The sequence below is a fragment of the Ruegeria sp. H3 genome, assembly GCF_056533095.1.
In genome coordinates, this window is the sequence record NZ_JBQFOD010000002.1 from 217750 (window position 1) to 240638 (window position 22889).

General features: G+C 59.0%; 26 protein-coding genes. 10 read left to right on the forward strand and 16 right to left on the reverse strand.

Annotated elements, in window-relative coordinates; genetic code table 11:
- The first annotated feature begins 50 nt into the window (after positions 1-50).
- Positions 51-893, forward strand: a complete 843-nt coding sequence (gene rsmA / locus ACR0JE_RS03665) for a 16S rRNA (adenine(1518)-N(6)/adenine(1519)-N(6))-dimethyltransferase RsmA (protein WP_480863055.1) — start codon at positions 51-53, stop codon at positions 891-893.
- Positions 894-1090: 197 nt separating this feature from the next.
- On the opposite strand, the gene ACR0JE_RS03670 is transcribed toward rsmA, so the two are convergent.
- The 4 genes from ACR0JE_RS03670 to prfA form a co-directional block, all read right to left on the reverse strand.
- On the reverse strand, positions 1091-1648 hold the full coding sequence (locus ACR0JE_RS03670) for a hypothetical protein (protein ID WP_480863057.1): 558 nt from the start codon (positions 1646-1648) through the stop codon (positions 1091-1093).
- Between the two features lie 235 nt (positions 1649-1883).
- Positions 1884-2474 carry a DUF4167 domain-containing protein gene (locus ACR0JE_RS03675; protein ID WP_480863059.1) on the reverse strand — a complete coding sequence of 197 codons (591 nt, stop codon included), beginning with the start codon at positions 2472-2474 and terminating at the stop codon, positions 1884-1886.
- 240 nt (positions 2475-2714) lie between these two features.
- Complete coding sequence (prmC, locus tag ACR0JE_RS03680) at positions 2715-3560, reverse strand: peptide chain release factor N(5)-glutamine methyltransferase (RefSeq protein WP_480863061.1); 846 nt, start codon at positions 3558-3560, stop codon at positions 2715-2717.
- Positions 3557-4612 (reverse strand): peptide chain release factor 1, encoded by a 1056-nt coding sequence (prfA, locus tag ACR0JE_RS03685; RefSeq protein ID WP_480863229.1) that lies wholly within the window; start codon positions 4610-4612, stop codon positions 3557-3559. Before prfA ends, prmC begins: the two co-directional genes overlap by 4 nt.
- Before the next feature lie 63 nt (positions 4613-4675).
- On the opposite strand from prfA, the gene ACR0JE_RS03690 reads away from it, so the two are divergent.
- The gene (locus ACR0JE_RS03690) at positions 4676-4957 is read left to right on the forward strand and encodes a hypothetical protein (protein ID WP_480863063.1); all 282 of its coding nucleotides are present in this window, start codon (positions 4676-4678) and stop codon (positions 4955-4957) included.
- Here ACR0JE_RS03690 and ACR0JE_RS03695 read toward each other — a convergent pair.
- The 4 genes from ACR0JE_RS03695 to ACR0JE_RS03710 all read right to left on the reverse strand — a co-directional run bounded on the left by ACR0JE_RS03695 (position 4938) and on the right by ACR0JE_RS03710 (position 8603).
- Positions 4938-5360 (reverse strand): DUF1499 domain-containing protein, encoded by a 423-nt coding sequence (locus ACR0JE_RS03695; protein ID WP_480863065.1) that lies wholly within the window; start codon positions 5358-5360, stop codon positions 4938-4940. The genes ACR0JE_RS03690 and ACR0JE_RS03695 overlap by 20 nt on opposite strands.
- 56 nt (positions 5361-5416) lie before the next feature.
- On the reverse strand, positions 5417-6364 hold the full coding sequence (speB, locus tag ACR0JE_RS03700) for an agmatinase (RefSeq protein ID WP_480863067.1): 948 nt from the start codon (positions 6362-6364) through the stop codon (positions 5417-5419).
- An 89-nt stretch (positions 6365-6453) separates the two neighbouring features.
- Positions 6454-7428 (reverse strand): agmatinase, encoded by a 975-nt coding sequence (gene speB / locus ACR0JE_RS03705; RefSeq protein WP_480826850.1) that lies wholly within the window; start codon positions 7426-7428, stop codon positions 6454-6456.
- Positions 7429-7439: 11 nt separating this feature from the next.
- Positions 7440-8603, reverse strand: coding sequence for a M20 aminoacylase family protein (locus ACR0JE_RS03710; protein ID WP_480863069.1), 1164 nt, complete (start codon positions 8601-8603; stop codon positions 7440-7442).
- A 66-nt stretch (positions 8604-8669) separates the two neighbouring features.
- Here ACR0JE_RS03710 and mazG point away from each other — a divergent pair, with 66 nt between their 5' ends.
- The 4 genes from mazG (at position 8670) to ACR0JE_RS03730 (ending at position 11417) form a co-directional block, all read left to right on the forward strand.
- A complete protein-coding gene (gene mazG, locus ACR0JE_RS03715) occupies positions 8670-9527 on the forward strand; it encodes a nucleoside triphosphate pyrophosphohydrolase (protein WP_480863072.1) in 858 nt (285 codons plus the stop codon).
- Between the two features lie 61 nt (positions 9528-9588).
- Complete coding sequence (locus ACR0JE_RS03720) at positions 9589-10530, forward strand: nucleoside hydrolase (RefSeq protein WP_480863074.1); 942 nt, start codon at positions 9589-9591, stop codon at positions 10528-10530.
- The gene (locus ACR0JE_RS03725; protein WP_170530469.1) at positions 10527-10976 is read left to right on the forward strand and encodes a GNAT family N-acetyltransferase; all 450 of its coding nucleotides are present in this window, start codon (positions 10527-10529) and stop codon (positions 10974-10976) included. The genes ACR0JE_RS03720 and ACR0JE_RS03725 overlap by 4 nt, the downstream gene beginning before the upstream one ends.
- 159 nt (positions 10977-11135) lie before the next feature.
- Positions 11136-11417 (forward strand): hypothetical protein, encoded by a 282-nt coding sequence (locus tag ACR0JE_RS03730; RefSeq protein WP_480542627.1) that lies wholly within the window; start codon positions 11136-11138, stop codon positions 11415-11417.
- Between the two features lie 51 nt (positions 11418-11468).
- Here ACR0JE_RS03730 and eno read toward each other — a convergent pair whose 3' ends face one another.
- The 5 genes from eno to ACR0JE_RS03755 all read right to left on the reverse strand — a co-directional run bounded on the left by eno (position 11469) and on the right by ACR0JE_RS03755 (position 16595).
- Positions 11469-12743: a phosphopyruvate hydratase gene (eno, locus tag ACR0JE_RS03735; protein WP_480863076.1), complete on the reverse strand. Its 1275-nt coding sequence runs from the start codon at positions 12741-12743 to the stop codon at positions 11469-11471.
- Between the two features lie 138 nt (positions 12744-12881).
- Positions 12882-13760, reverse strand: coding sequence for a DMT family transporter (locus ACR0JE_RS03740; protein ID WP_480863078.1), 879 nt, complete (start codon positions 13758-13760; stop codon positions 12882-12884).
- A 137-nt stretch (positions 13761-13897) separates the two neighbouring features.
- The gene (locus tag ACR0JE_RS03745) at positions 13898-14311 is read right to left on the reverse strand and encodes a Fur family transcriptional regulator (protein ID WP_480542622.1); all 414 of its coding nucleotides are present in this window, start codon (positions 14309-14311) and stop codon (positions 13898-13900) included.
- Positions 14312-14395: 84 nt separating this feature from the next.
- On the reverse strand, positions 14396-15100 hold the full coding sequence (locus ACR0JE_RS03750) for an endonuclease/exonuclease/phosphatase family protein (RefSeq protein ID WP_480863080.1): 705 nt from the start codon (positions 15098-15100) through the stop codon (positions 14396-14398).
- Positions 15101-15176: 76 nt separating this feature from the next.
- Entirely contained in the window at positions 15177-16595 is a 1419-nt protein-coding gene (locus ACR0JE_RS03755) for a protein adenylyltransferase SelO (protein WP_480863082.1), read from the reverse strand.
- Positions 16596-16681: 86 nt separating this feature from the next.
- On the opposite strand from ACR0JE_RS03755, the gene ACR0JE_RS03760 reads away from it, so the two are divergent.
- Positions 16682-17101 carry a cupin domain-containing protein gene (locus ACR0JE_RS03760; protein WP_480542616.1) on the forward strand — a complete coding sequence of 140 codons (420 nt, stop codon included), beginning with the start codon at positions 16682-16684 and terminating at the stop codon, positions 17099-17101.
- 4 nt (positions 17102-17105) lie between these two features.
- Positions 17106-17996 carry a fatty acid desaturase gene (locus tag ACR0JE_RS03765; protein ID WP_480863085.1) on the forward strand — a complete coding sequence of 297 codons (891 nt, stop codon included), beginning with the start codon at positions 17106-17108 and terminating at the stop codon, positions 17994-17996.
- Positions 17997-18060: 64 nt separating this feature from the next.
- On the opposite strand, the gene ACR0JE_RS03770 is transcribed toward ACR0JE_RS03765, so the two are convergent.
- The 3 genes from ACR0JE_RS03770 to ACR0JE_RS03780 form a co-directional block, all read right to left on the reverse strand.
- Positions 18061-18522 (reverse strand): phage holin family protein, encoded by a 462-nt coding sequence (locus tag ACR0JE_RS03770; protein ID WP_480863087.1) that lies wholly within the window; start codon positions 18520-18522, stop codon positions 18061-18063.
- A 10-nt stretch (positions 18523-18532) separates the two neighbouring features.
- The gene (locus ACR0JE_RS03775; RefSeq protein WP_480863089.1) at positions 18533-18823 is read right to left on the reverse strand and encodes a hypothetical protein; all 291 of its coding nucleotides are present in this window, start codon (positions 18821-18823) and stop codon (positions 18533-18535) included.
- Between the two features lie 80 nt (positions 18824-18903).
- Positions 18904-19977 carry an anhydro-N-acetylmuramic acid kinase gene (locus ACR0JE_RS03780; protein WP_480863230.1) on the reverse strand — a complete coding sequence of 358 codons (1074 nt, stop codon included), beginning with the start codon at positions 19975-19977 and terminating at the stop codon, positions 18904-18906.
- A 260-nt stretch (positions 19978-20237) separates the two neighbouring features.
- Here ACR0JE_RS03780 and ACR0JE_RS03785 point away from each other — a divergent pair, with 260 nt between their 5' ends.
- Both ACR0JE_RS03785 and tyrS read left to right on the forward strand, forming a co-directional pair.
- Positions 20238-21530, forward strand: a complete 1293-nt coding sequence (locus ACR0JE_RS03785; RefSeq protein WP_480542608.1) for an MFS transporter — start codon at positions 20238-20240, stop codon at positions 21528-21530.
- Between the two features lie 87 nt (positions 21531-21617).
- Entirely contained in the window at positions 21618-22862 is a 1245-nt protein-coding gene (gene tyrS, locus ACR0JE_RS03790) for a tyrosine--tRNA ligase (RefSeq protein ID WP_480542606.1), read from the forward strand.
- Positions 22863-22889: the final 27 nt, after the last annotated feature.

The window sequence follows — 22889 nt, forward strand, 5'->3', positions numbered from 1 at the left end:
CAAAAAACCTCTGGCGCTGTCCCATCAATCCGCGCGACGGTAACCGGATCATGAGCACTATCGACAGCCTGCCTCCGCTGCGTGAGGTCATCGCCACCCACCAGCTTTCAGCCCGCAAATCGCTGGGCCAGAACTTCTTGCTCGACCTCAACCTGACCGCCAAGATTGCGCGTCAGGCCGGGGATCTGACCCAATGCGATGTGCTGGAAATCGGCCCCGGCCCCGGCGGCCTGACCCGTGGGCTGCTTTCTGAGGGCGCGCGCAAGGTGGTTGCGGTGGAAAAAGACACGCGCTGTATCGCAGCGCTGAACGACATCGCCGCCGCCTACCCCGGCCAGCTTGACGTGATCAACGGTGACGCGCTGGAAATCGACCCGCTCGAACACCTGACCCCTCCGATCCGCATCGCCGCCAACCTACCCTATAATGTGGGCACCGAGCTTTTGGTCCGCTGGCTTACGCCACCCCAATGGCCACCCTTCTGGCAAAGCCTGACCCTTATGTTCCAACGCGAAGTGGCCGAACGCATCGTCGCCCAACCCGGCAGCAAAGCCTATGGCCGCCTCGCCATACTGGCCCAATGGCGGGCTGAAGCTCGCATCGCAATGTCCCTGCCCCCTGGCGCGTTCACGCCACCACCCAAGGTCTCCAGCGCCGTGGTCCACCTGAGTGCCCTGCCCGAACCACGCTACCCCGCAGACGCCGCAACCCTATCCCGCGTGGTCGCAGCCGCGTTCAACCAACGCCGCAAAATGCTGCGCGCTTCTCTGAAAGGTGTGGCCCCGGATATCGAAGACCGCCTGATCGCCGCCGGGATCAAACCCACAGAACGCGCTGAGCAGGTGCCGCTAGAGGCGTTTTGTGCCTTGGCCCGGGAAGTCCGTAAAGGCTGACAATCAGAACCTGATTTGTAAGGTCACGCGAACTCGGAAATCGGTCTTTAGAACCGTCAGGTAGTCGACATACACCGACACGCATATTTCCGCTGAGCAAGATAAAGCAGCCATTTGCGTCGCTGTGGCAAAGGCTGACGTTTCAATGGACTTAGTCGCTCATCCAGCCCGCAAGCGTACGTTCTGCCCGAGCGAAACTAGTAGGTTTCAAGCGTTTCCTCATAGGGCACACCAACGGCTCGTATTTTGTCGACCAACCAAGACAGGCTGACGCCGGAGAATGACCTGAGTTGGATGGGATCCCGCTCGTGGAAATGCACCCAATACTGACGCACATCCATGTCTTCATGTTTTTGAATGGTCTTGAATTCTATCCGCTCGATCTCAGTTAATGGCGCGGCGAAACCTTGCTCTTTGCCATGTGCGTGGTCAGGGACCTGCCAAAGCAGATCGCGGTCGGTAAGCCGGAAATGCCACTCGCCCGTCGTTGACCGCGCGCGCAGCGCAAAGATCAGTTCCTTCAACAGCCTGTAAATCCCTGTGCCTATCATTATTGCGCCGAAAAAGGACCAAACGGTCCAAGCTTCGACTGCGTCAATATCGAGGGATTGGATCTTGTCTTCAGACAGCAGACGCATCCCGAACCAGATTAGACCCACTGCAAACACCGGAGCTATGATGAGCCGTGTTCGGTTTCTTCCCCGAACGGATTGACGCACATCGAAATATGGCTTGTCTTCGGCAACTTCTGTCACTCTGCCCCCAAGGATGGATTAAGAGAACGGCACAGGCGCCATCCTGCGGAAATGCGCATAAACTCTCAATACGCGACGGCCCTGCTATCAAAGCTTTCCCGACGTTCAAACGCATTGCGGCTTGCGTTGGTTTCGGCCCGGCCGCACCCCCGGCTGGTAGTATAGTCAAAATGATAACATCTAACAAAAAAGCCCTGCGTTTAACGGCAGGGCTTTTTCGGATTTTGTCGCTAACTCACTCCGCCGCTTCGGGCGTGTCGCCGCCGTTTGCCGCTGGCTCATCGCCGGTTTCAGCCGCTGGCTTTGGCTTGCGTTGACGCGGGCGACGCGGGGCTTTTTCCTTGCGCTCTTTCGGCTCAGGAGCTTCGGCCTCACCACCTTGATTTTCCGGCGTTTCCACCAGACCCGATTCCGGGGACGCTGTGGGGGCGTCAAAACCCATGACATCAGGCTGGGGTGCCTCGGCAGGGTCCGCCTGACGGGCGGCTTCGCGTTCCTGACGCTCGGCGCGTTCACGGTCGCGTTCGGCCTGACGCTCGCGATTCTGGCGCTCCTGCTCTTCGCGGCGCGCTTCGATCTCGCGCTGCGCTTCGCTGAGCATGCGCAAATAATGCTCGGCGTGCTGCTGAAAGTTCTCAGCCGCGACGCGGTCGTTGGACAGCTGTGCATCGCGCGCAAGCTGGTTGTATTTGTCAATGATCTGCTGCGGGGTGCCGCGAACCTTGCCCTCGGGGCCCGAGCTGTCAAAAACACGGTTAACGACGTTACCGCCGGAAGGACGATTGCGGTTATTCTTGGCCCGCGAGCGGGATTTGGAAGATCTCATCTTACTTACGTCAGCCTTATAAATACGCTGTCGATCAACCCCGTTTTTGCACTGCTCTTAGGCGTTTGCCGCGACGGAATCTCGACTTTTTGGGCTTGGCGTCAGGGGTGCGCTGCAACAGCGTCAACCTCGCCGACTAATCCTGAGTAAACATGTCCAGCCGCGCCAGACAAGAGGATTCTCAAAACTTTCGCAGGTTTTTTACATAAACCGGCGTATTTCGGCCTCAGTTACAGGTTTTCACCCCGGCAAACGGGCTCCGACAACGCGGTCACGACCATCCAGATCGGGGATAATCCGAATGTCCGACAGACCCGAAGCATCAAACAGGGCCGAGACCTGTTGGGCTTGTGTCGGACCAATCTCAACCAGAATGCGCCCACCGGGCAGCAGAAAATCGGGCGCGCCGGCTGCGAGGTGGCGATAGGCGTTCAACCCATCGCCTTCGTCGGTCAGTGCCATTCGCGGTTCGTGTTCGCGCACTTCCGGCGACAACCCGGTCATCTCGGACAGCGAGATATAGGGAGGGTTGGACACAATCAGATCGAACTTGCCCTCAACCGCCGAGAACCAGTTGGATCGGAAAATGTCGACCCGATCCTGCACCGCGTGCTGCACCGCGTTGGCACTGGCTTGCAGGCAGGCTGCTTCGCTCAGGTCGATCCCGACGCCCGAAGCGCTGGTGCGTTCGGCCAGAAGCGTGATCAGAATACAGCCTGATCCAACGCCCAGGTCCAGAACATGATCAAATGGCTCGCTGAGCGCGGCTTCGATCAGCGCCTCGGTTTCGGGGCGCGGGTCCAGCACATCGCGGCTGACGCGGAAACGACGGCCATAGAACTCACGCTCGCCCAGAAGATGCGAGACCGGGACCCGGATGGCACGGAGTGAGATCAGTTGGTCATAGCGTTCGGCAATATCGGGGGCTAACTCCTCGGGCGCAATCAGAGTCACGCGGCTGGCTTCGATCCGGGCGGCATGCGCCAGCAAGACACGGGCATCGCGGGCCGGATCTTCGACCCCCGCCGCCCGCAGGCGCGCCGTTGCGGTCACCATGGCCTGCGCTGCCGTTTGCGCACCGGTCATTGCGCCATCTCGGCCAGCAGCCGGGCCTGATCATCAGCGGTCAGCGCGTCGATCACCTCATCCAGGTCGCCCTGCATCACCTGATCCAGCTTGTAAAGCGTCAGGTTGATGCGGTGGTCGGTCATCCTGCCCTGCGGGAAGTTATAGGTTCTGATCCGCTCGGACCTGTCCCCTGACCCCACCTGACTGGCCCGATCGGCCGAGCGTTCACTGTCAATGCGCTGGCGTTCCAGATCGTACAGGCGTGTCTTCAACACCTGCATGGCGATTTCTCGGTTCCGGTGCTGGGATTTCTCTGAGCTGGTCACAACCAAACCAGTTGGCAAGTGGGTGATCCGCACCGCCGAGTCGGTCGTGTTGACGTGCTGCCCGCCCGCGCCCGAAGATCGCATCGTGTCGATGCGGATGTCATTGGCGTCGACTTGGATGTCCACATCCTCGGCCTCTGGCAAAACAGCGACCGTCGCGGCCGAGGTATGGATACGCCCACCACTTTCGGTTTCGGGCACCCGCTGAACGCGGTGAACACCGGATTCGTATTTCATCCTAGCAAAGACGTTGTCGCCCTTGATATGGGCCACCACCTCTTTGATCCCGCCAAGGTCCGAGGCCTGTTCCTCGATAATCTCAAACCGCCACCCCCGTGCCTCGGCATAGCGTTGATACATACGCAGAAGGTCACCGGCGAACAGCGCGGCTTCATCCCCCCCTGTTCCGGGACGGATTTCCAGCATAGCTGGACGCGCATCTGCGGCATCCTTTGGCAACAGCGCCAGTTGCAGTGCATGTTCTGCCTCGGGGATGCGGGCCTTCAGCTCGGGGATTTCCTCTTCGGCCAGCTCTTTCATATCCGGGTCGGCCAGCATCGCCTCGGCTTCGGTCAAATCCGCCACCAGCTGCCGCCATCCCATGATCTGATCGACCACCGGCTTGAGGTCGGAATACTCTTTAGCCAAAGCCGCAATATCCCCGCCCGAGGCACCATCGGCCATGGCCGCTTCGAGGTATTGGAATCGCTGGGTTATCTGCTCAAGGCGTTCTTCGGGGATCATCCGGGCGGTGTCTATCATCCGGGGGCTTTGGTCAAGGGCCAGCCTTGTGCTAAGCTGCCCTGCATGAAGGGGTTGATTATCGTTTTGTCGCTGCTCGCCGTACCCGCCATGGCCGACTATGTTGGTCCCGACGGCAAGGTTCGCGATTGCTACTGCACCGACAAAGCCGGTTCACGCGTGGAGCTGGGCGAGATGATTTGCCTGCAAGTCGATGGTCGCATGTTCATGGCGCAATGCCAGATGTCGTTGAATGTGCCGATGTGGCGCGAGGTGCAGGAGGGATGTTTGTCCTCGGGTTTAGACTGGCCCGATCTGGATCAGACCCTCAAGAGTTCCGCGTCCTAACCGCTGCCCACAGCTGTGAGAGCCACCCATCAACGCGGGCCTTGTTCACCCCAAAATCCTTACGACCAAAGCATAACCGACCATGGATTCGCAGCGTGTCTCCGTCCTGCTGGGCTGTGGTATAATCAGGAAAGCCAAACACCTTAGTGCGGGTGATGTAGGTGATCATCCCTTCACTCACCGAACCGGCCAGAACGCGGGTACGCGGCGTTGCACCAGCGATGCTGTCAAGGCGCGCAAGCCCATCAGGACCGGTCTCGACGATCCGAACTACTCCACCCGGCAGATCTCGCTCCGCGCCTTCAGGGGCCACGTGCCAGCGCGCAGGGTCCGAAGGCGCAAGACGGATATAGGCGCCCATTGCAACGCCCATCGCAATCAATAACCAAAACACCATCTTCATCTGTCCGCTCAATCCATTTGCGTCCAGCCTATCGGCATCGCGCGTCGGCCACACCCCTACCGTGACGTCACGCCCGGCAGGATGCAAAGCAATTCAAACAACAGATTTGCTGCCGTCAGTGCAGTATTACCGGAGGGGTCATAGGGCGGTGAGACCTCGACCAGATCACAGCCCACCACATTGATCCCTTGCAAGGCGTGGATCAGTTGCAGCGCCTGAGGTGTGGTCAGACCGCCGATCTCGGGCGTGCCTGTTCCGGGGGCATAGGCCGGATCAAGGCTGTCGATGTCATAGGTGATATAGACCGGGTGATCCTCAACCGTCTTTCGGATTTGCGACCCAATCTGTGTCAGGTTTTGCTGCCACAACTCCCATGCGGGAATCTGACGGAAGCCCCAGCCCTTGGCCTCGGTGAAATCAGTGGCGGCATAGCCTGATCCGCGAATACCGATCTGAAAGGTCTTGTCAGGGACAATCAGCCCCTCTTCGTAAGCACGGCGAAAAACGGTGCCGTGGGTTTCGCGTTCGCCAAACATCTCATCGTTTACATCCGCATGGGCATCCACATGCACCAGCGCCACCGGCCCGTGTTTCGCGGCAATCGCCCTTAGGATCGGCAGGGTGATGGAATGATCGCCACCCATAGCGACAGGGGTCACGCCCTGAGCCAGTATTGCGTTATAACTGTCTTTGATGATCTTCAGGCTTTCAGACAGCGAGAATGTGTTGATCGCCAGATCGCCGATATCCGCAATCTGCATGCTGTCAAACGGGGCGGCCGTTGTGGCCATGTTATAGGGTCGGATCATCGCGCTTTCGCTACGGATTTGCTTGGGCCCGAACCGCGTGCCCGACCGCCACGAGGTCCCGATATCCATCGGTATCCCCAACACCGCCACATCCAGCCCCGACAGCGAGGTCGCCTGCGGCAGCCGCATGAACGTGTTCGGCCCGGAAAACCGCGCCAGATCGTTGCCGCTAATGGGTTGATTGTATTCAGTCATGCGCGTTTGGGTCCCATCCCGTCCATTCACTTGCTTAAGCACATACCGGAAGTATGGCTAATCATCGGTTAACGCGCGCCGTTGCACGTTTACTTTTTGTCAGCCATAAGCCTGTTCCACCCCAGCAGGCAAATAATCTGCGTCGCCACGTGGGCCCCGGCAATCGCCGTTGCCCCAGACGTGTCGTAGGGCGGAGAGACCTCGACCACATCCCCGCCCTTGATGTTGATCCCGGCGATATCACGCAAAATGATCTGCGCTTGAATCGACGTTATCCCACCCCAAACCGGCGTCCCAGTCCCAGGTGCAAAGGCCGGGTCCAGTCCGTCGATATCGAAGCTCAGATAGACGGGACGGTCGCCGAGAATGGATTTGATCTTCTGCGCCACGGCGGCGGGGCCGGACTCGTAAACCTCGCGCGCATCGATGATGTTGACGCCCAGAGTATCCTCGTTGCTGGTACGGATACCCACCTGAACCGAACGTTTCGGGTCCACGATCCCCGATTTCACCGCCTTGTAAAACATGGTCCCATGATCGACGCGGGACATATCATCGTCGGCCCATGTATCCGTATGCGCATCGAATTGCAGCAGGGATATGGGCCCGTATTTCTCGGCATAGGCTTTCAGGATGGGAAAACTGATATAGTGATCCCCGCCCAGCGTGACCGAGGCCACATCGGCGGCCAGGATCGTCCGGATATGGTCCGTCAGCGTGTCTGGAAAGGCCGGGATATTGGCGTAGTCATAGGCCATATCGCCATAGTCGACGATTGCCAGTTCGCTGAGCGCATCGAACGGCCAACCGTATGGTGCGTCGGGGGATTGCAAGGCACTCGCCTCGCGGATCGCGCGGGGGCCCAGCCTTGTGCCAGGGCGGTTCGTCACTGCTTGGTCAAAGGGCACGCCGGTGACAGCGATATCCACACCATTCAGATCCTTGGTATATAGCCGCCGCAGGAAAGAAGTCGCGCCACCAAAGGTGTTCTCATAGGACAAGCCCTTGAGGTCGGGGTTGGTAAAGGCCTCATCGACCTGATGTTTTGCGTCTTCCAGTGCCATGTCTTGTCCCCTCAGCCCAGCGGCTGCGCCTTTTCCACGATCCGGGCAAAGAACGAGGCCCCGACCGGCGCGATATCGTCGTTGAAGTTGTATTTCGGGTGATGCAACCCGGCGCCCTCACCCTGACCCAGAAACAGATACGCCCCCGGACGCGCCTGCAGCATGTATGAGAAATCCTCGGCCCCCATATCGCGGCCCATATTGTCGACAACGCGGTCCTCACCTGAGACCTCGCGCGCCACATCTGCGGCAAAGGCCGTTTTCTCGGCGTCATTGATCGTCGCCGGATAGCCGATTTGATAGTCCAACTTTGCCTCAACGCCATATGAGGCCGCCTGCCCTGCCACGATCTGCTCCATCCGCTCCATCACCATCTTCTGCACCGACGGGTCAAACGTGCGAACGGTGCCGTTCAGGTAAGCCGTGTCCGGGATCACATTGTTCACCGTTCCGGCGTGAATTTGCGTGACGGAGATCACCAGATCCTGCACCGCATAGTGGTTCCGGCTGACAATTGTCTGGATGGCCTGCGCAATCCCGCAGGCCGCCATTACCGGATCTTTGGTCTGGTGCGGCAACGCTCCGTGCCCGCCCTGCCCTTGCACGTGGATCTCGAACGTGTCCACAGCAGCCATCAGAGGCCCGGCTGTCGTGTAGAAGGCCCCCTCGGGATTTCCCGGATCATTGTGAATGCCATAGACCTGAGAGATGTCGAACCGGTCCATGATGCCTTCCTGCACCATCACATCCGCGCCACCGCCTTCTTCTTCGGCCGGTTGGAAGATCAACGCCACACGGCCCGCAAAATTCCGCGTCTCAGCCAGATAGCGCGCAGCGCCCAGCAGCATCGTGGTGTGCCCGTCATGGCCGCAAGCATGCATCTTACCGGGGTTCTTCGAGGCATATTCAACGCTCGTCTCCTCGGGGATCGGCAGCGCGTCCATATCCGCGCGCAACCCAATGGTTGGCCCGTCCCCCTGCCCGTTGATGATCGCCACCATCCCCGTCTTGGCAATGCCTTCGTGCAGCTCATCCACGCCGAACTCCCGCAGGCGCTCGGCAACAAAAGCGGCTGTCTCGTAGCATTCGAACTCCAGTTCAGGGATCGTGTGCAAGTGCTGGCGCCACTTGGCCATATCGGCGGCAAAATCGGCAATGCGGTTGACGACGGGCATCTGGGGTGGACTCCTGATCGGGACTGCGGAATGGATGCATCTGACACCGGAACGAAAGGGTTCGCAATGGCTGAAAATCCTCTGATCCATAACAGCGATGCAGGTATCGAGCGTTTGCTGGAAATCATGCGCCGCCTGCGGGACCCGCAAAGTGGCTGCCCCTGGGACATCGAGCAGGATTTCGCAACCATCGCCCCCTACACGATCGAAGAGGCGTATGAGGTCGCCGACGCCATCGAGCGTGAGGCCTACGATGAGTTGAAGGGAGAATTGGGCGACCTGTTGTTCCAGTCCGTCTTTCACGCCCAAATGGCTGAGGAAGCGGGACATTTCACCTTTCAGGACGTGGTCCGCACCATGTCCGACAAGATGGTCGCCCGTCATCCGCATGTGTTCGGCGACGAATCCCGTGAAAAATCCGCTGATCAACAAACCAGGGATTGGGAAACGATCAAAGCTGCCGAACGCGCAGGCAAGGAACAGAAAGGCGCGCTGGACGGTGTGGCCGCCAACCTGCCCGCCCTTCTGCGGGCCCAAAAACTGCAAAAACGCGCTGCCCGCGTGGGATTTGACTGGCCCGATGCCAGTCATGTGCTTGCCAAAATCACCGAAGAGGCTGCCGAACTGGAAGAGGCGCGCGACAGCATGGATGCAGACGCGCTGGAGGATGAGTTCGGCGATTTGCTGTTCGTCATGGTGAATCTGGGCCGTCATTTGGGCATCGAGGCCGAAACCGCTCTGCGTCGCACCAATGCGAAATTCACCCGTCGCTTTGAGAAGGTCGAGGCGCGGCTGGCCGACCGCGGCAAAACCCCCGCTCAAAGCGATCTGGCCGAGATGGATGCGCTATGGGATGAGGTGAAAACCGAAGAACACCGTGCCAACGGCAAAGTTCTGCCTGCGGATGCCAAGATCGGGGCCTGAATCCGCTGGACAAGCGCAATGACACTTGCGAGTGTCCGCGCTTCAAGACACCGGAGGCACAATGGCACCCCGCAAGATCATCATCGACACCGACCCCGGACAGGACGACGCCGTCGCCATTCTGCTGGCGCTGGCCAGCCCGGAAGAGATCGAGGTTCTGGGCATCACCGCCGTCGCCGGAAACGTCCCGCTGGAACTGACCGCCAAGAACGCCCGCATCGTTTGCGAACTGGCCGATCGCACGGATATTCCAGTCTATGCAGGGTGCGACCGCCCGCTGAAACGCCCGTTGGTGACCGCCGAACATGTCCACGGCAAAACCGGGCTGGACGGCCCGGTTCTGCCGGACCCACAGATGCCTCTGGCCGAGGGTCACGGGGTGGACTTCATCATCGACACCCTGCGCGCGCATGAGCCTGGTACGGTAACGCTCTGCCCATTGGGGCCGCTGACCAATATCGCCACAGCGTTCCGGAAAGCACCCGATATCATTGACCGGGTGCAAGAGATCGTTCTGATGGGCGGCGCGTATTTTGAAGTTGGGAACATAACACCAGCCGCCGAATTCAACATTTATGTCGATCCGGAAGCTGCTGAAATCGTGTTTAAATCTGGCATTCATATTGTTGTGATGCCGCTGGATGTTACCCATGATGCGCTGGTCACACCCCATCGCAACGATGCGTTCCGCGCGCTCGGCAGCCAGGTTGGCCATGCGGTGGCCGAAATGACCGATTTCTTCGAACGCTTCGACAAGGAAAAATACGGATCAGAAGGTGCCCCGCTGCACGACCCCTGCGTGACCGCCTATCTGATCCAGCCAGAGCTGTTCTCGGGCCGTCACATCAACGTTGAAATCGAAACACAATCAGAACTGACTTTGGGCATGACCGTCGCGGATTGGTGGGGCGTAACCGACCGTACACCAAACGCCATGTTCATGGGCGACGTCGACGCGCATGGCTTTTTCACGCTTCTGACAGAAAGGCTGGCCCGTCTATGACCGCCGCGCTCCGCCTGGCCCGCCCTGAGGATCTGGATCGCCTGATGACGTTGGTTTCGGCCTTCCATGGCGAAGAGGGTATCGAACAGGACGACCAGAAACGCCGCGCCGCGCTAACCCCCTTGCTGGAGGGTATACCGCATGGATGTGTTTACCTGATCGGCCCGGGCCGCGCGCCGTTGGGCTATGTCATCCTGACCTTCGGCTGGTCGGTCGAGTTTGGCGGCATGGACGCGTTTGTCGATGAGATTTACATCCGCCCTGCCGTTCGGGGCCGAGGCATCGCAACCGAAGTTCTGCTGGAGCTGCCCAAAGCCCTGGCCGGAGCTGGTCTGACCGCGCTGCATCTTGAAGTCGACCGCACGAATGAGGCAGCGCAAAAGCTATATCTGCGCACCGGCTTCAAAGCGCGTGAGCGGTACATGCTGATGAGCAAGATTCTCTGAGCGCTCAACTCTTTGCATTCCGAACCCCTTGTGTCCGCACGGCCCAGCTTTCAGGGCTATAATGGTTGTTTTTGATCCATCTTTCCCCGTGACCGCGCCTCTCTCTGACATTTAGACAGCGCGGCACAATCAAAAGCAGACATTTAAAGGGATACGCAGATGGAACAATTGATCGGACAATTGATCGGCGGCGCAATTGGCGGCTCGGGTGGCGGCAAGATCGTCAAAGGCTCGGATATGGGTAATCTGGGCAACATGCTCGCCGGGGCCGTGGGCGGCGTTGGCGGTGGCCAGTTGCTAAGCGGCCTAATGGGTGCTGGCGGCGCGGCGGCAGGCGGTATGGATATTGGTGCGCTTGCTGCAAACTTTGTCGGCGGTGGGATCGCCGGGCTGGTTGTTCAAGTCGTTGTCGGCATGATCATTAAGAAAATCAAGGGCTAACACCTTTTGCGCCAGCAAAAACGGGGGCGAGAGGCCCCCGTTTTTTTTTGTTTATTTCAGGATCGACGCGCCCGCGTATTCGGCAACTTCGCCCAGAGATTCCTCGATGCGGATCAACTGGTTGTACTTGGCCAACCGGTCCGACCGCGCCAACGAGCCGGTTTTGATCTGACCGCAGTTCGTCGCAACTGCCAGATCGGCAATCGTGGCGTCTTCGGTCTCGCCTGAGCGATGCGACATCACGTTGGTGTACCGTGCGCGGTGAGCCATTTCGACGGCGCGCAGTGTTTCGGTTAGGGATCCGATCTGATTCACCTTGACCAGCATCGAGTTTGCGCAGCCGCGCTCGATCCCTTCGGCCAGACGCGCCGGGTTGGTCACGAACAGGTCGTCGCCCACCAGTTGCACCTTGTCACCAATGGCGTCGGTCAGAGCTTTCCAGCCGTCCCAGTCATCCTCGGACATGCCGTCTTCGATCGAGATGATCGGGTAGTCATTGACCAGCGCCGCCAAATAGGCCGCGTTTTCCTCGGAGGATAGCGAAATCCCTTCGCCCGCCAGCACGTATTTGCCGTCTTTGAAATATTCAGTCGCCGCGCAATCCAGCGCCAGATGGATTTCCTCACCCGGTTTGTAGCCTGCCTTCTCGATGGATTTCAGGATGAAATCCAGCGCCTCGCGGGTGCTTGCGATGTTCGGAGCGAACCCACCCTCGTCGCCCACACCAGTCGCCAGACCAGCGGCAGACAGTTCTTTCTTCAGCGTATGAAACACTTCGGACCCCATGCGCACGGCCTCGCGGATATTCGCGGCCGAGGTCGGCATGATCATGAATTCCTGAATGTCGATTGGGTTATCGGCATGTTCGCCGCCATTGATGATGTTCATCATCGGTACCGGTAGAACGCGCGCCGAGGTGCCGCCGACATAGCGGTACAGGGGCTGAGTGGTGAAATCCGCCGCCGCTTTAGCGGTCGCTAGCGAGACACCGAGAATGGCGTTTGCACCCAGACGACCTTTGTTGTCGGTGCCGTCCAGTTCGATCATCGCCTGATCGATGGCCACCTGCTCGGTCGCGTCAAACCCAACCAGTTCCTCGGCGATTTCACCGTTCACCGCAGCGACAGCTTCTAGCACGCCCTTGCCCATGTAGCGGGACTTGTCGCCGTCACGCTTTTCGACCGCCTCATATGCTCCGGTCGATGCGCCCGAAGGTACGGCGGCGCGGCCCATGGTGCCGTCTTCCAGAATCACGTCCACTTCGACCGTCGGGTTGCCCCGGCTGTCAAGAATTTCACGTGCATGGATGTCGATGATGGTGCTCATGAGGCCCGTCCCTGTGGCTGAAATCAGTTGCACGCCTCATAGCAGCAACCAGCAAAAAGTAAACCTATCACGTTACCGCTAACACCCATATTCTCTGGCCTTTAGGGCTAACAGTTTGCTGTTTGCGCCAACAAGCGATCAGGCTGGAACCATCTGCCGCGCCAGCCGACGCTCACGGACAAAGGTGTAAAGGCCCGAACCGATGATCAGCGTGGCGCCTGCCAGGGTCAGTGCATCCGGGCGCTCGTTGAACATCAACATGCCTGCGATCATTGAGAACACAAGCCGGGTATAGCGGAAGGGCATCATGGCCGATGCCTCACCCACCCGCATTGCAGCCACGATGCCGTAATAGCCCAACATGCTGAACACAAAGGCAGCTAGGTATGGCACAACCTGAGTCGATTGCACCGGAGCATATGTTTGCCCTGTGCTCAGCATCAACACGGCACCGGCGATGATCGCGGCGATATAGGCTTGCATCGCAACCACGGTCGAGGCGACCCGAACGTCCAGCCTGCGGGTGATCAAATCCCGCGCTGCTATCAGAAAGACAGTTGCAACAACCAGCAAGGTTTCGGGCTGGAACCCCTCCAGCCCCGGGCGGATGATCATCAGAACGCCGATGAATCCGACGCCAATGGCGCTCCAACGGCGCCAGCCTACCTGTTCGCCCAGAAAAAGCGCGGCCCCCATCGTCACAGCCAAGGGCAGCGCCTGAAACACCGCTGCCACGGTGGACAGATCGATCAGAGACAGTGCGGTCACAAACAACACTGCGCCCAGCCCTTCAGAGGCCGCGCGCGCAAGCGGCAAGAGCCCCCATGCAGCCGGATCAAAGATTCGCTTACGCGATGCAACCGACAAGATGGCAAAACTGCCACCACAGACAACACCCAGTGCAATCAGAATCTGCCCGGTCGGCACAGTAGCAGACAGATGTTTGATAAACATGTCTTCGATTGCAAAAGCTGCCATCGACCCGATAAGCAGCAAGATGCCGTTTACGTTGTTCATGCGCGTTTCCATTGGATCGGACCGCAAACCAGCAGGCCCAATGGTCACCAGAACCGAAACGCCTGCGACGCCGCAAGCAAAATTGCTTCAATGCTCAATGAATTCCCGTGCGCCGACCAATCGCTTTTTGTGATATGTCAGTCTTTGTCCAACGGCACACCGTAAAGTTCCAGCCGATGGCCTTTAAGCTTGTAGCCCAGTTTGGCAGCGATTTTTTCCTGCAGAACCTCGATCTCGGGATCAACAAATTCAATCACCTCGCCCGATTGCATGTCTATCAGATGATCATGGTGATCACGTTCTGCATCTTCATAGCGGGCGCGCCCGTCACCGAACTCAAGCCGTTCGAGAATCCCCGCCTCTTCAAACAGCTTGACGGTGCGGTACACCGTGGCGATCGAAATACCGGAATCCAGTGCCGAGGCACGGGTATACAGCTCTTCCACATCGGGGTGATCGGCGCTCTGTTCCAGCACCTGCGCGATGATGCGCCGCTGGCCTGTCATGCGCAGGCCCTTGGCCTCACAACGCGAGATAATCGTATCCGACATGATGCCCCTCAGCCGCTTCTTGAGTTGCTGTCATAACCGGTCTGAACGCCCAGCGCTACAGGGATTCGACGCCTCAGGCTAAGATCATCCCGCGCGCTGCAAATCCGCCCAGATCGGCAAATGATCCGAGGCGATATGGGCTGGTCGATCCTGATGCGCCCCGTGATCCAGTGCGGTGATCCCCTGCCCCAAGGCGATCCGATCCAGCGCGCCCAGCGGCTGCGCAGCGGGAAAGCTGGCAACCGGTGGCAAAAACCGCATCTCGGGCACCAGCTTGTCCAGCACGGGCTGGCGCGACCATTCGTTAAAATCCCCGGCCCATACGGTGGGCATTTCATCCAGCCCGTCATCACACCGCCGTATATGCGTGATCTGCTGACGCCGGGACGCAGGCAGCAACCCCAGATGCACCCCCATTACCCGCAGTGGCCCGATTTGCGTCTCGAATTCGACCCGAACAGCACCGCGCGGCTCGAACCCCGGCAAATCGTGGTGACCTGTCGCGCGAACCGAGATCTGGTCGCCCCGCCAGATGACCGCATTGCCATGCCAGCCCAGGCTGCCTGCCCCGCCCAGATCAACGATCTGCCAGCCCGCTTCATCCAACATGAAATGTGGCAACGCCGCAGGGCGCGGTGGCAGGCGCTTGTCGGCCTCCTGCAGTACAACGATATCCGCTTGCATCCCGTCGAGGACCTGCATGATCCGCTGCGGCTGACGTCGGAAATCCAGCCCGACGCATTTCTGAATGTTGTAACTGGCAAGACGCAGGGTCTGGGCGGAGGTCATGATCGCAGTCTAAACGGTTGAGCCAACGGTCATTTTATGTAGCGACAAAGCCGGACGCGAAACAAGCCCACGCTGCTCATGTCCCGCAGAACGTTGCCTGCACAACCTCACTGGACGTCGGCGGGCGCATCAGGTCCGCCGCCTCAGGCTGGTCCTCATAGGGCTGCGCCAGGACACTGTTCAGACGATGGAACGGGGCATAGTCGCCTTGCACAGCGGCCTCAATCATCTGCTCGACGCGGTGATTGCGCGGGATGAAGGCAGGGTTTGCGGCGGTTATCACCATCTGTGGGTCGTCTTCTCGTTTCAGGCGCGCAATCCAGCCTTCCGCCCAGCCGTCAAAAGCGCTCGGATCGGTGAACTGGTCCCGCGCGGCATCGCCTGCCAAAGCACGGAACGTATTGGTGAAATCCGCCTGGTTTTCAGCCATGCGCTTCAACAGGTCCGAGATCAGGTTCTGATCCCGCTCTTCCGCGCGCGTCAGACCAATCTTTGCGCGGAATCGCGTCAGCCAGTGCTCCTGCAACAGATCGGGCATCGCATGCACAATCTCGGTCGCCTCTTCCACGGCGGCCTCTTTATCTTCCATCTGCTGGATCAGAGCGGTCGCCAGCTGCGCCAAGTTCCACACGGCGATATCCGGTTGGTTGGAATAGGCATAGCGCCCCATCCGGTCAATCGAGCTATAGACGGTATTGGGGTGATAGCTGTCCAAGAAGGCGCAAGGGCCATAATCAATGGTCTCACCGGCTATCGAGGAATTGTCGGTGTTCATCACCCCATGAATAAACCCAACGCTCATCCAATGCGCAATCAGCCGCGCCTGCGCATCGCGCACCCCGCGCAGCAGGCCCATTGGCCCATCCGCCTGCGGGTAGTGGCGTTCGATGGCATAGTCGGTCAGCCGTCGCAGGTTTTCCAACTGCCCGCGCGCCGCAAACACCTGAAACGTGCCCACCCGCAAATGGCTGCGGGCCACGCGGGTCAAAACCGCACCCGGCATTGCGGCTTCGCGATAAACCGTCTCACCTGTTTCCACGGCAGCCAGGGCCCGAGTGGTTGGTACGCCCAGCGCATACATCGCCTCAGACACCACATATTCACGCAGAACCGGCCCCAACCAGGCGCGCCCGTCCCCCTGCCGTGAAAAGGGCGTAGGGCCTGAACCTTTGAGTTGAATATCTCGCCGCACGCCATCGCTTCCGATGGTCTCACCCAGCAAAACCGCGCGCCCGTCACCCAGTTGTGGATTATACGTCCCAAACTGATGCCCGGAATAAAGCTGCGCAAGCGGCTCCGCCCCGTTTGGCAGCACATTCCCGCCAAAGGCCTCGGCCATTTCCTGCGCCTCGCTGGCTGAAATCTGCAGCAACCGCGCCAGATCTTCGTTGAAGGCGATCAGCTTTGGCGCCCGTACAGGTACTGGCGCCTGTCGGGCAAAAAACGCATCAGGTAAACGGGCGTAACTGTTATCAAACGGGATCATCAGGGTCATGTCGCAAACATATGAGCTGCGCCGACAATTGCCATAGCAGATCGCGCGCGCCCGTGCATAATCCAGACAGAAACGCCGAGGATACCATGACCGCCGACGACATCATCACCCACCTGAACCTGCAGCGCCATCCAGAAGGCGGCTGGTTCAAAGAAACTTGGCGCGCCGATAATCCCGGCCGCGCCACAGGCACCTGTATCTACTTTCTACTTCAAGCCGGAGAGAACAGCCATTGGCACCGCGTCGACGCCACCGAAATCTGGCTCTACCACTCCGGTGCGCCGCTGATCCTGTCCCTCAGCGAAACGGATCAGGGTCCGGCCACCGATCACCTGCTGACCCCCGACCTGACCGCAGGTGCGCCGCAGTTGATCGTGCCCAAAGACCATTGGCAAGCCGCGCGCAGCACTGGCGATTTCACTTTGGTCAGCTGTACCGTTTCACCGGGGTTCGAGTTCGAAGGCTTCGAACTGGCCGCGCCCGGGTTCGACATTCCAAAGGCGTGATCTGATGGACCACCGCGCCCTGATCGCAGCGATCCCGACCCAGACCAAAGAGCAACTGCAACAAAGGTCTGACCGTGCCGGGCTGCGCCATCTGGCGCTCTATGTCGTTTTGCTGGGGGTGAGCTCAGCTGGGATCGCGGCGCAGGTCCCGCTCTGGCCGCTCTTGCTGATCCCCCAGGGGCTGCTGCTGGTGTTCCTCTTCACGCTCAGCCACGAATGCACCCATAAAACCCCATTCAAATCCGCCTGGATCAATGAAGCGGTCGGACATCTGGTCTCGGTGCCGATCATTCTACCCTTCACATGGTTTCGATACTTCCATCTGGCCCACCACAAATGGACAAATCACCCCGAAAACGACCCGGAACTTGCAGGCAAACCCCGCCCTGAGGATTGGACTAGCCTGCTCCTTTATCTCAGCGGCTGGCCCTATTGGCTCGGGATGGTCAAAACACTGATGCACAATGCGAGGGGGAGGATCGACGCCCCCTATCTGCCCGCACGCCAAAATGGCGCGATCCGCACCGAAGCCCGCATTCTGCTGGGGCTCTATGCGCTGGCGATATTCAGCCTGTTCTTCACGCCAATCCTGCTCTGGCTCTGGATTTTACCGGTGCTGATCTGCCAGCCAGCGCTGCGCCTCTATCTGCTGGCCGAGCATGGCCTCTGCCCGCCCGTGGCCGACATGCTGGAAAACTCGCGCACCACATTCACCAACCGGATCATCCGGTTTCTGGCCTGGAACATGCCCTATCACGCAGAACATCACGCCTTTCCGAACGTGCCCTTCTACCAACTTCCCGCGCTTCACAGCTGGGCCAAAACCCACCTGAAATCCACATCAAACGGCTATACCGAATTCACCAGAGAATACGCCCGAAGCCTCAATTCCTAGGATCCAGTCTTCATCTGGCCACAAATATCCCGGGGGAGTCGCACAGCGACGGGGGCAGAGCCCCCTACTCCTTGCTGCGGGACTTTAGCAGCAGGCTGATCAGGGGAACCAGCACCGCAGTGAGTGACCCCAGAGGATTCGTACCGATACCCTTGACCGCGCGCGCAACATCGCGCGCCTCGGTCGCCAGTTCCTCCAGTTCATCTTCAATATCTGCTATCGCCATATCCCGAACTTCTACTGCCGGCGCGACCTCGTCTTCGACATTCGATCGCCGCGCAATCAGGACAAGCAAGCCAGCAAGCGCAAGATTGCCGAACGACAGCACCGCAGCCGCCCCTGCGGGCGACATCACCTCTTTCAGGGCCAGAAACAGAGCGACATCCAATAAAACGAGGGCAGACAAGGCCGATATTCCCGCCAGCACCATCAAAATGGTCTGTTGACGCATGACAGCCAAACGGCGACGCGCGATCAGATGCTCGGTTCGGTAGATCGTCACCAGATTTCTGCTCAATCTGCTCATCGCGTCCCTCCTAACACTGTGCCCGTCCGACCACGTAGCCAAGCGAAAAGGCAATCACGAGCGCCGCAATCGGATAGTCTTTCTGCAAGCGGCCGAACTCCTCGACCACATCCTCGCCCAGCGATTGCGCCTTGCTCAGATCGATCCCGTGATCGGTCAGTAGTTTTCGGATTTCATCCGATGTTTTAACCGGTTCGCTTTGATCTTCGGGGTCTGGGTCTGATCCGGTTTTGGCCTCCAACTCGGCATTGCGTTTTCGCAGTGTATCCAGTTCGGCTTCAAGCTCGGCTTTTGTGGCCATTCTAGCTTACCTTCATTGCATGGGTCCCACCCAACCGTCGCACAATGAGTTGTTTTTTTGAACTGTTTTCCGATCGTGCCTCAACCCGTGCTTTGGGCCGAGACCGTGCTGACAACGCCACCGCCCACCAAAACCGGTACCCCCGTCGTTCCCGGGCATGAAGTCGGCAAACCGCGCGCCACCCGCACGGCAAGGTAGGCGAAGGCCTGCGCCTCTAGCATATCGCCATCCAAACCCACCGCTTCGACCGGTTCGACCGGACAATCCAGCGCCACCCGCAACATCTCCATTAAAACCGGATTGTGCCGCCCGCCCCCAGTGACCAGCAGCCGTGTCGGAGGTTTGGGGCAATGATCCATCCCCTGCACCACCCCGGCGGCGCACATACCTGTCAGGGTTGCTACTGCGTCAGCGTCGCTGAGTTCCTGAACCAGCCCGATCATCTCGGCAAAGTCATTCCGATCAAGCGATTTTGGCGGCATTTTGCTAAAGAACGGTTCATCCAGAAACAACTCCAGTGCGCCATTTTCAACAATACCCTCTCGTGCTAGTGCCCCGTCTCGATCCATCGGCAGGCCAAGTCGAGCCTGCATCAGATCATCAACTGGGGCGTTTGCAGGCCCGGTATCAAAGGCCAGCAAAGCGCCCGGCATCTCTGGACCGTCGAAGTTGGGGTCGACATAGGTCAAATTGCCCACACCCCCCAAGTTAAGGAAACACAGGGGCGCATCCGCGCCGATCCATTTGGCACAGGCAAAGTGATAGAACGGGGCAAGTGGCGCCCCCTCACCCCCCATTGATACATCATCGCTGCGGAAGTCCCAGACCACCGGAACGCCCAGCGCCTGCGCCAACCCACGCCCATCGCCCACCTGAAGCGTGCCACGTCCGCGCGGTTCATGCGCTAGGGTCTGACCGTGTACACCGATCAGATCAATCTCATCGAACTCAGACAACGCCTCGGCATGGGCCACTGTTACCAGCTCCGCCGCTGCATCAACCTCGGGGCCATGCCACTTGCCCAGTGCGGCGCGCAACACCGCGCGCTCCGCCTCAGAATAAGCGCGATAGCCGCTTTCACCGAACCCAAAGATTCTGTGCCCATCCGTTTCGACGACCGCCGTATCCACCCCGTCCAGCGAGGTGCCCGACATCGCACCCAGCGCGCGGATCGGTTCGTTTGTTCTTATGGTTCGGCGCACCTGCTGCTCTCCTGCCCAAGGGTTAGATGCTGCCGCGACACTGCCCGCTTTTCGAATCCCAAGGCAAGGCGAATACCCGTGCGGTTTGTGTTTTTTGCCATGCGCGACCCAGGATCAACACCCAAGATTAATGTGGTGGTTGAGCAATTTTCAGTTTCACGTCAGCATAGTATCTTCGCAAAGTACCGACTCTTTCGAACGACACGCAGCATATGGCACAGCAACCAACACCCAAGGACGTCGACGCGGTTGAAAGCCGCAATTACCAACTGATCTTCTGGTCCGGGTCTCTGGCCACGATTGGCGGCCAGTTGGTGAACCCGCGCCTTGTTCTGCCCTTTCTTTACCTGGCTTTGGGTGCGCCAGCCTTTGTTGCAGGGTTGCTGCTGCCGTTCGTCACCGGCGCACGGTTGATCGCTGAAATCTTTGTTTCGCCACTGATTAACCGCATCACCCGTGCAAAGGTTGCGGTCTATATCCCAAACCTGCTAACCGGAGCGATCCTGGCCCTCGTCGCCCTATTTGCGACCAACCTGCCGCAAACGATGGTCATTTTATTGTTCCTGCTGACGGCGATCATCATGGGCCTGTGTCAAGGCATCACCAGCCTTGGGACGAGCCAGATCTATGGCACCTCGGTCCCCGAGGCGAAACGCAACCGAATGGTCTTTGCCCAGGCGACCATATCGGGTGTGCTGGCGATCATCGTGGTGTGGGCGACCAAGGATCTGTTGTCCTCAGACCAGCCGATGCAACGGCATATCGTGGTCATGTGGTGCGGCGTGATTGCCATGTTTGCAGCCGGGATCAGCTTTGCCGGTGTGCAGCTGTTTGAGGATGAAATCGAACACCCGCCAAAACCGGTAAAAAAACCAAAGCCGCTGAAAGAACTGGCAACCGGTTTTGAAACCGGAATGGCCATGCCCTGGTATCGCAAATTCCTGATTGCGCGGCTGCTGTTCGTCTCGGTCGAACTGGCCATGCCATTCTATACGATCCACGCCGCAACCTACCATATCGGCACCAAACACTCGCTCAGCTATTTCGTGATCGGCGCCAGCGCCGGTGTGGTCATCGGCTCGCTTCTATGGGGTTGGCTGAGTGGTCGCGTTTCGGTCAAACATGTGATGTGGCTGGGCTGCCTGACATCGGCAATCTCGGCTATCGCAGCGCTTGGGTTCACGATGATGGGCTATGCGTCCAATGTCTGGATCTACACCTTTGTCATTCTACTTTTATCACTGGGTGGCAACGGCGTGATCTATGGCCGCTACCTGTATCTGATCGAAATGACCGGCGAGAAAGAGCGCCCCTATCTGGTCGCGTTGGGCGATGTGACGGCGGGCCTGTTCGGGATTGCCTTTGCGGCAGGCCTTGGAGCGGTGGCACACCTGCACGACCCGGTAACGCCTATCATCGCATTAGCCATTTTGAACGTCTGCGCAATGCTCTATGCATTTACACTGCCCACCACCCCGGCCAAAGGCATGGCACCGACTCAATAGGCCGCCATTTCTTGCGAATTGGTGCCTTTCCCTTACCCCATCTGCCGCCTATACAGTGCCCCGCAACATAAACCCAAAGGGCAAAGCATGACCTACCACCCCAAATCGGATTTCATCGCCACGATGATCGAGCGCGGCTTTCTGGCTGACTGCACCGATTATCAGGGCCTTGACGACGCGCTGATCTCTGGGGTGCAGACGGCTTATATCGGCTATGACGCTACAGCACAGTCGCTGCATGTTGGTCACCTGATGAACATCATGGTGCTGCGCTGGCTACAAAAGACCGGACACAAGCCCATCACTTTGATGGGTGGCGGCACCACCAAGGTTGGCGACCCCTCGTTCCGGTCGGACGAACGCCCGCTGCTTGGTCCCGAACAGATCGACGCGAATATCGCGGGTATGAAGCAGGTGTTCTCGAAGTACCTGTCCTATGACGACAGCGAGACCGGCGCGCTGATGCTGAACAACGCCGAATGGCTGGACGGCCTGAACTACCTCGATTTCCTGCGCGATATCGGGCGGCATTTTTCGGTCAACCGGATGCTTAGCTTTGAGTCGGTGAAATCGCGGCTGGATCGTGAGCAAAGCCTCAGCTTCCTCGAATTCAATTACATGATCCTGCAGGCCTATGACTTCCTCGAACTGAACCGCCGCTATGACTGCGTTCTGCAGATGGGCGGTTCGGACCAGTGGGGCAACATCGTCAATGGTATCGACCTGACCCGCCGCGTGCTGGATCATGAAATTTATGGTTTGACCACCCCCCTGCTGACCACCAGCGACGGGCGCAAGATGGGCAAATCGCAGGGCGGTGCCGTCTGGCTGAACGGCGATATGCTGTCGGCCTATGAATTCTGGCAGTTCTGGCGCAACACGACCGATGCCGATGTGGGCCGGTTCCTGAAAATCTTCACCGAACTGCCTGTGGACGAATGCGACCGGATGGCCGCGCTGCAAGGGTCCGAGATCAACGAGGCAAAAATCCGTCTCGCCAACGAGGTCACGACGCTGCTGCACGGGTCTGAGGCCGCCGCAACTGCCGAGGCCACCGCGCGCGCGGTGTTCGAAAAAGGCGGCGTTGGTGATGATCTGCCGACCCTGACCCTGTCGAGCGATGATCTGCCGGTTTCGATTGTGCAACTGATCGTCAAATCCGGCCTTGCCAAATCCGGCAAAGAGGCCAAACGCCTGATCGCCGAAAGCGGTGCAAAGTTGGATGACGCGCCGCTGACTGATGCCGGTTTGATGATCGATTCAGTTGCTCTGTCCTCACCCATCAAGCTCAGCGCGGGCAAGAAGCGGCATGCGCTGGTGCAACTGGGATAAAGTGACACCTGCGAGATCGCGAAGACA

Coding starts and splice junctions, on each gene's coding strand:
- ACR0JE_RS03785 (WP_480542608.1), top strand. CDS start 20,238: ATGGCACAGCAACCAACACCCAAGGACGTCGACGCGGTTGAAAGCCGC.
- ACR0JE_RS03720 (WP_480863074.1), top strand. CDS start 9,589: ATGGCACCCCGCAAGATCATCATCGACACCGACCCCGGACAGGACGAC.
- mazG (WP_480863072.1), top strand. CDS start 8,670: ATGGCTGAAAATCCTCTGATCCATAACAGCGATGCAGGTATCGAGCGT.
- ACR0JE_RS03745 (WP_480542622.1), bottom strand. CDS start 14,311: ATGTCGGATACGATTATCTCGCGTTGTGAGGCCAAGGGCCTGCGCATG.
- speB (WP_480826850.1), bottom strand. CDS start 7,428: ATGGCACTGGAAGACGCAAAACATCAGGTCGATGAGGCCTTTACCAAC.
- ACR0JE_RS03690 (WP_480863063.1), top strand. CDS start 4,676: ATGAAGGGGTTGATTATCGTTTTGTCGCTGCTCGCCGTACCCGCCATG.
- ACR0JE_RS03765 (WP_480863085.1), top strand. CDS start 17,106: ATGGACCACCGCGCCCTGATCGCAGCGATCCCGACCCAGACCAAAGAG.
- ACR0JE_RS03755 (WP_480863082.1), bottom strand. CDS start 16,595: ATGACCCTGATGATCCCGTTTGATAACAGTTACGCCCGTTTACCTGAT.
- ACR0JE_RS03780 (WP_480863230.1), bottom strand. CDS start 19,977: ATGTCGGGCACCTCGCTGGACGGGGTGGATACGGCGGTCGTCGAAACG.
- rsmA (WP_480863055.1), top strand. CDS start 51: ATGAGCACTATCGACAGCCTGCCTCCGCTGCGTGAGGTCATCGCCACC.
- tyrS (WP_480542606.1), top strand. CDS start 21,618: ATGACCTACCACCCCAAATCGGATTTCATCGCCACGATGATCGAGCGC.
- ACR0JE_RS03675 (WP_480863059.1), bottom strand. CDS start 2,474: ATGAGATCTTCCAAATCCCGCTCGCGGGCCAAGAATAACCGCAATCGT.
- ACR0JE_RS03740 (WP_480863078.1), bottom strand. CDS start 13,760: ATGAACAACGTAAACGGCATCTTGCTGCTTATCGGGTCGATGGCAGCT.
- ACR0JE_RS03760 (WP_480542616.1), top strand. CDS start 16,682: ATGACCGCCGACGACATCATCACCCACCTGAACCTGCAGCGCCATCCA.
- eno (WP_480863076.1), bottom strand. CDS start 12,743: ATGAGCACCATCATCGACATCCATGCACGTGAAATTCTTGACAGCCGG.
- ACR0JE_RS03695 (WP_480863065.1), bottom strand. CDS start 5,360: ATGAAGATGGTGTTTTGGTTATTGATTGCGATGGGCGTTGCAATGGGC.
- ACR0JE_RS03725 (WP_170530469.1), top strand. CDS start 10,527: ATGACCGCCGCGCTCCGCCTGGCCCGCCCTGAGGATCTGGATCGCCTG.
- ACR0JE_RS03710 (WP_480863069.1), bottom strand. CDS start 8,603: ATGCCCGTCGTCAACCGCATTGCCGATTTTGCCGCCGATATGGCCAAG.
- ACR0JE_RS03730 (WP_480542627.1), top strand. CDS start 11,136: ATGGAACAATTGATCGGACAATTGATCGGCGGCGCAATTGGCGGCTCG.
- speB (WP_480863067.1), bottom strand. CDS start 6,364: ATGACTGAATACAATCAACCCATTAGCGGCAACGATCTGGCGCGGTTT.
- ACR0JE_RS03770 (WP_480863087.1), bottom strand. CDS start 18,522: ATGAGCAGATTGAGCAGAAATCTGGTGACGATCTACCGAACCGAGCAT.
- prmC (WP_480863061.1), bottom strand. CDS start 3,560: ATGACCGGTGCGCAAACGGCAGCGCAGGCCATGGTGACCGCAACGGCG.
- prfA (WP_480863229.1), bottom strand. CDS start 4,612: ATGATCCCCGAAGAACGCCTTGAGCAGATAACCCAGCGATTCCAATAC.
- ACR0JE_RS03750 (WP_480863080.1), bottom strand. CDS start 15,100: ATGACCTCCGCCCAGACCCTGCGTCTTGCCAGTTACAACATTCAGAAA.
- ACR0JE_RS03775 (WP_480863089.1), bottom strand. CDS start 18,823: ATGGCCACAAAAGCCGAGCTTGAAGCCGAACTGGATACACTGCGAAAA.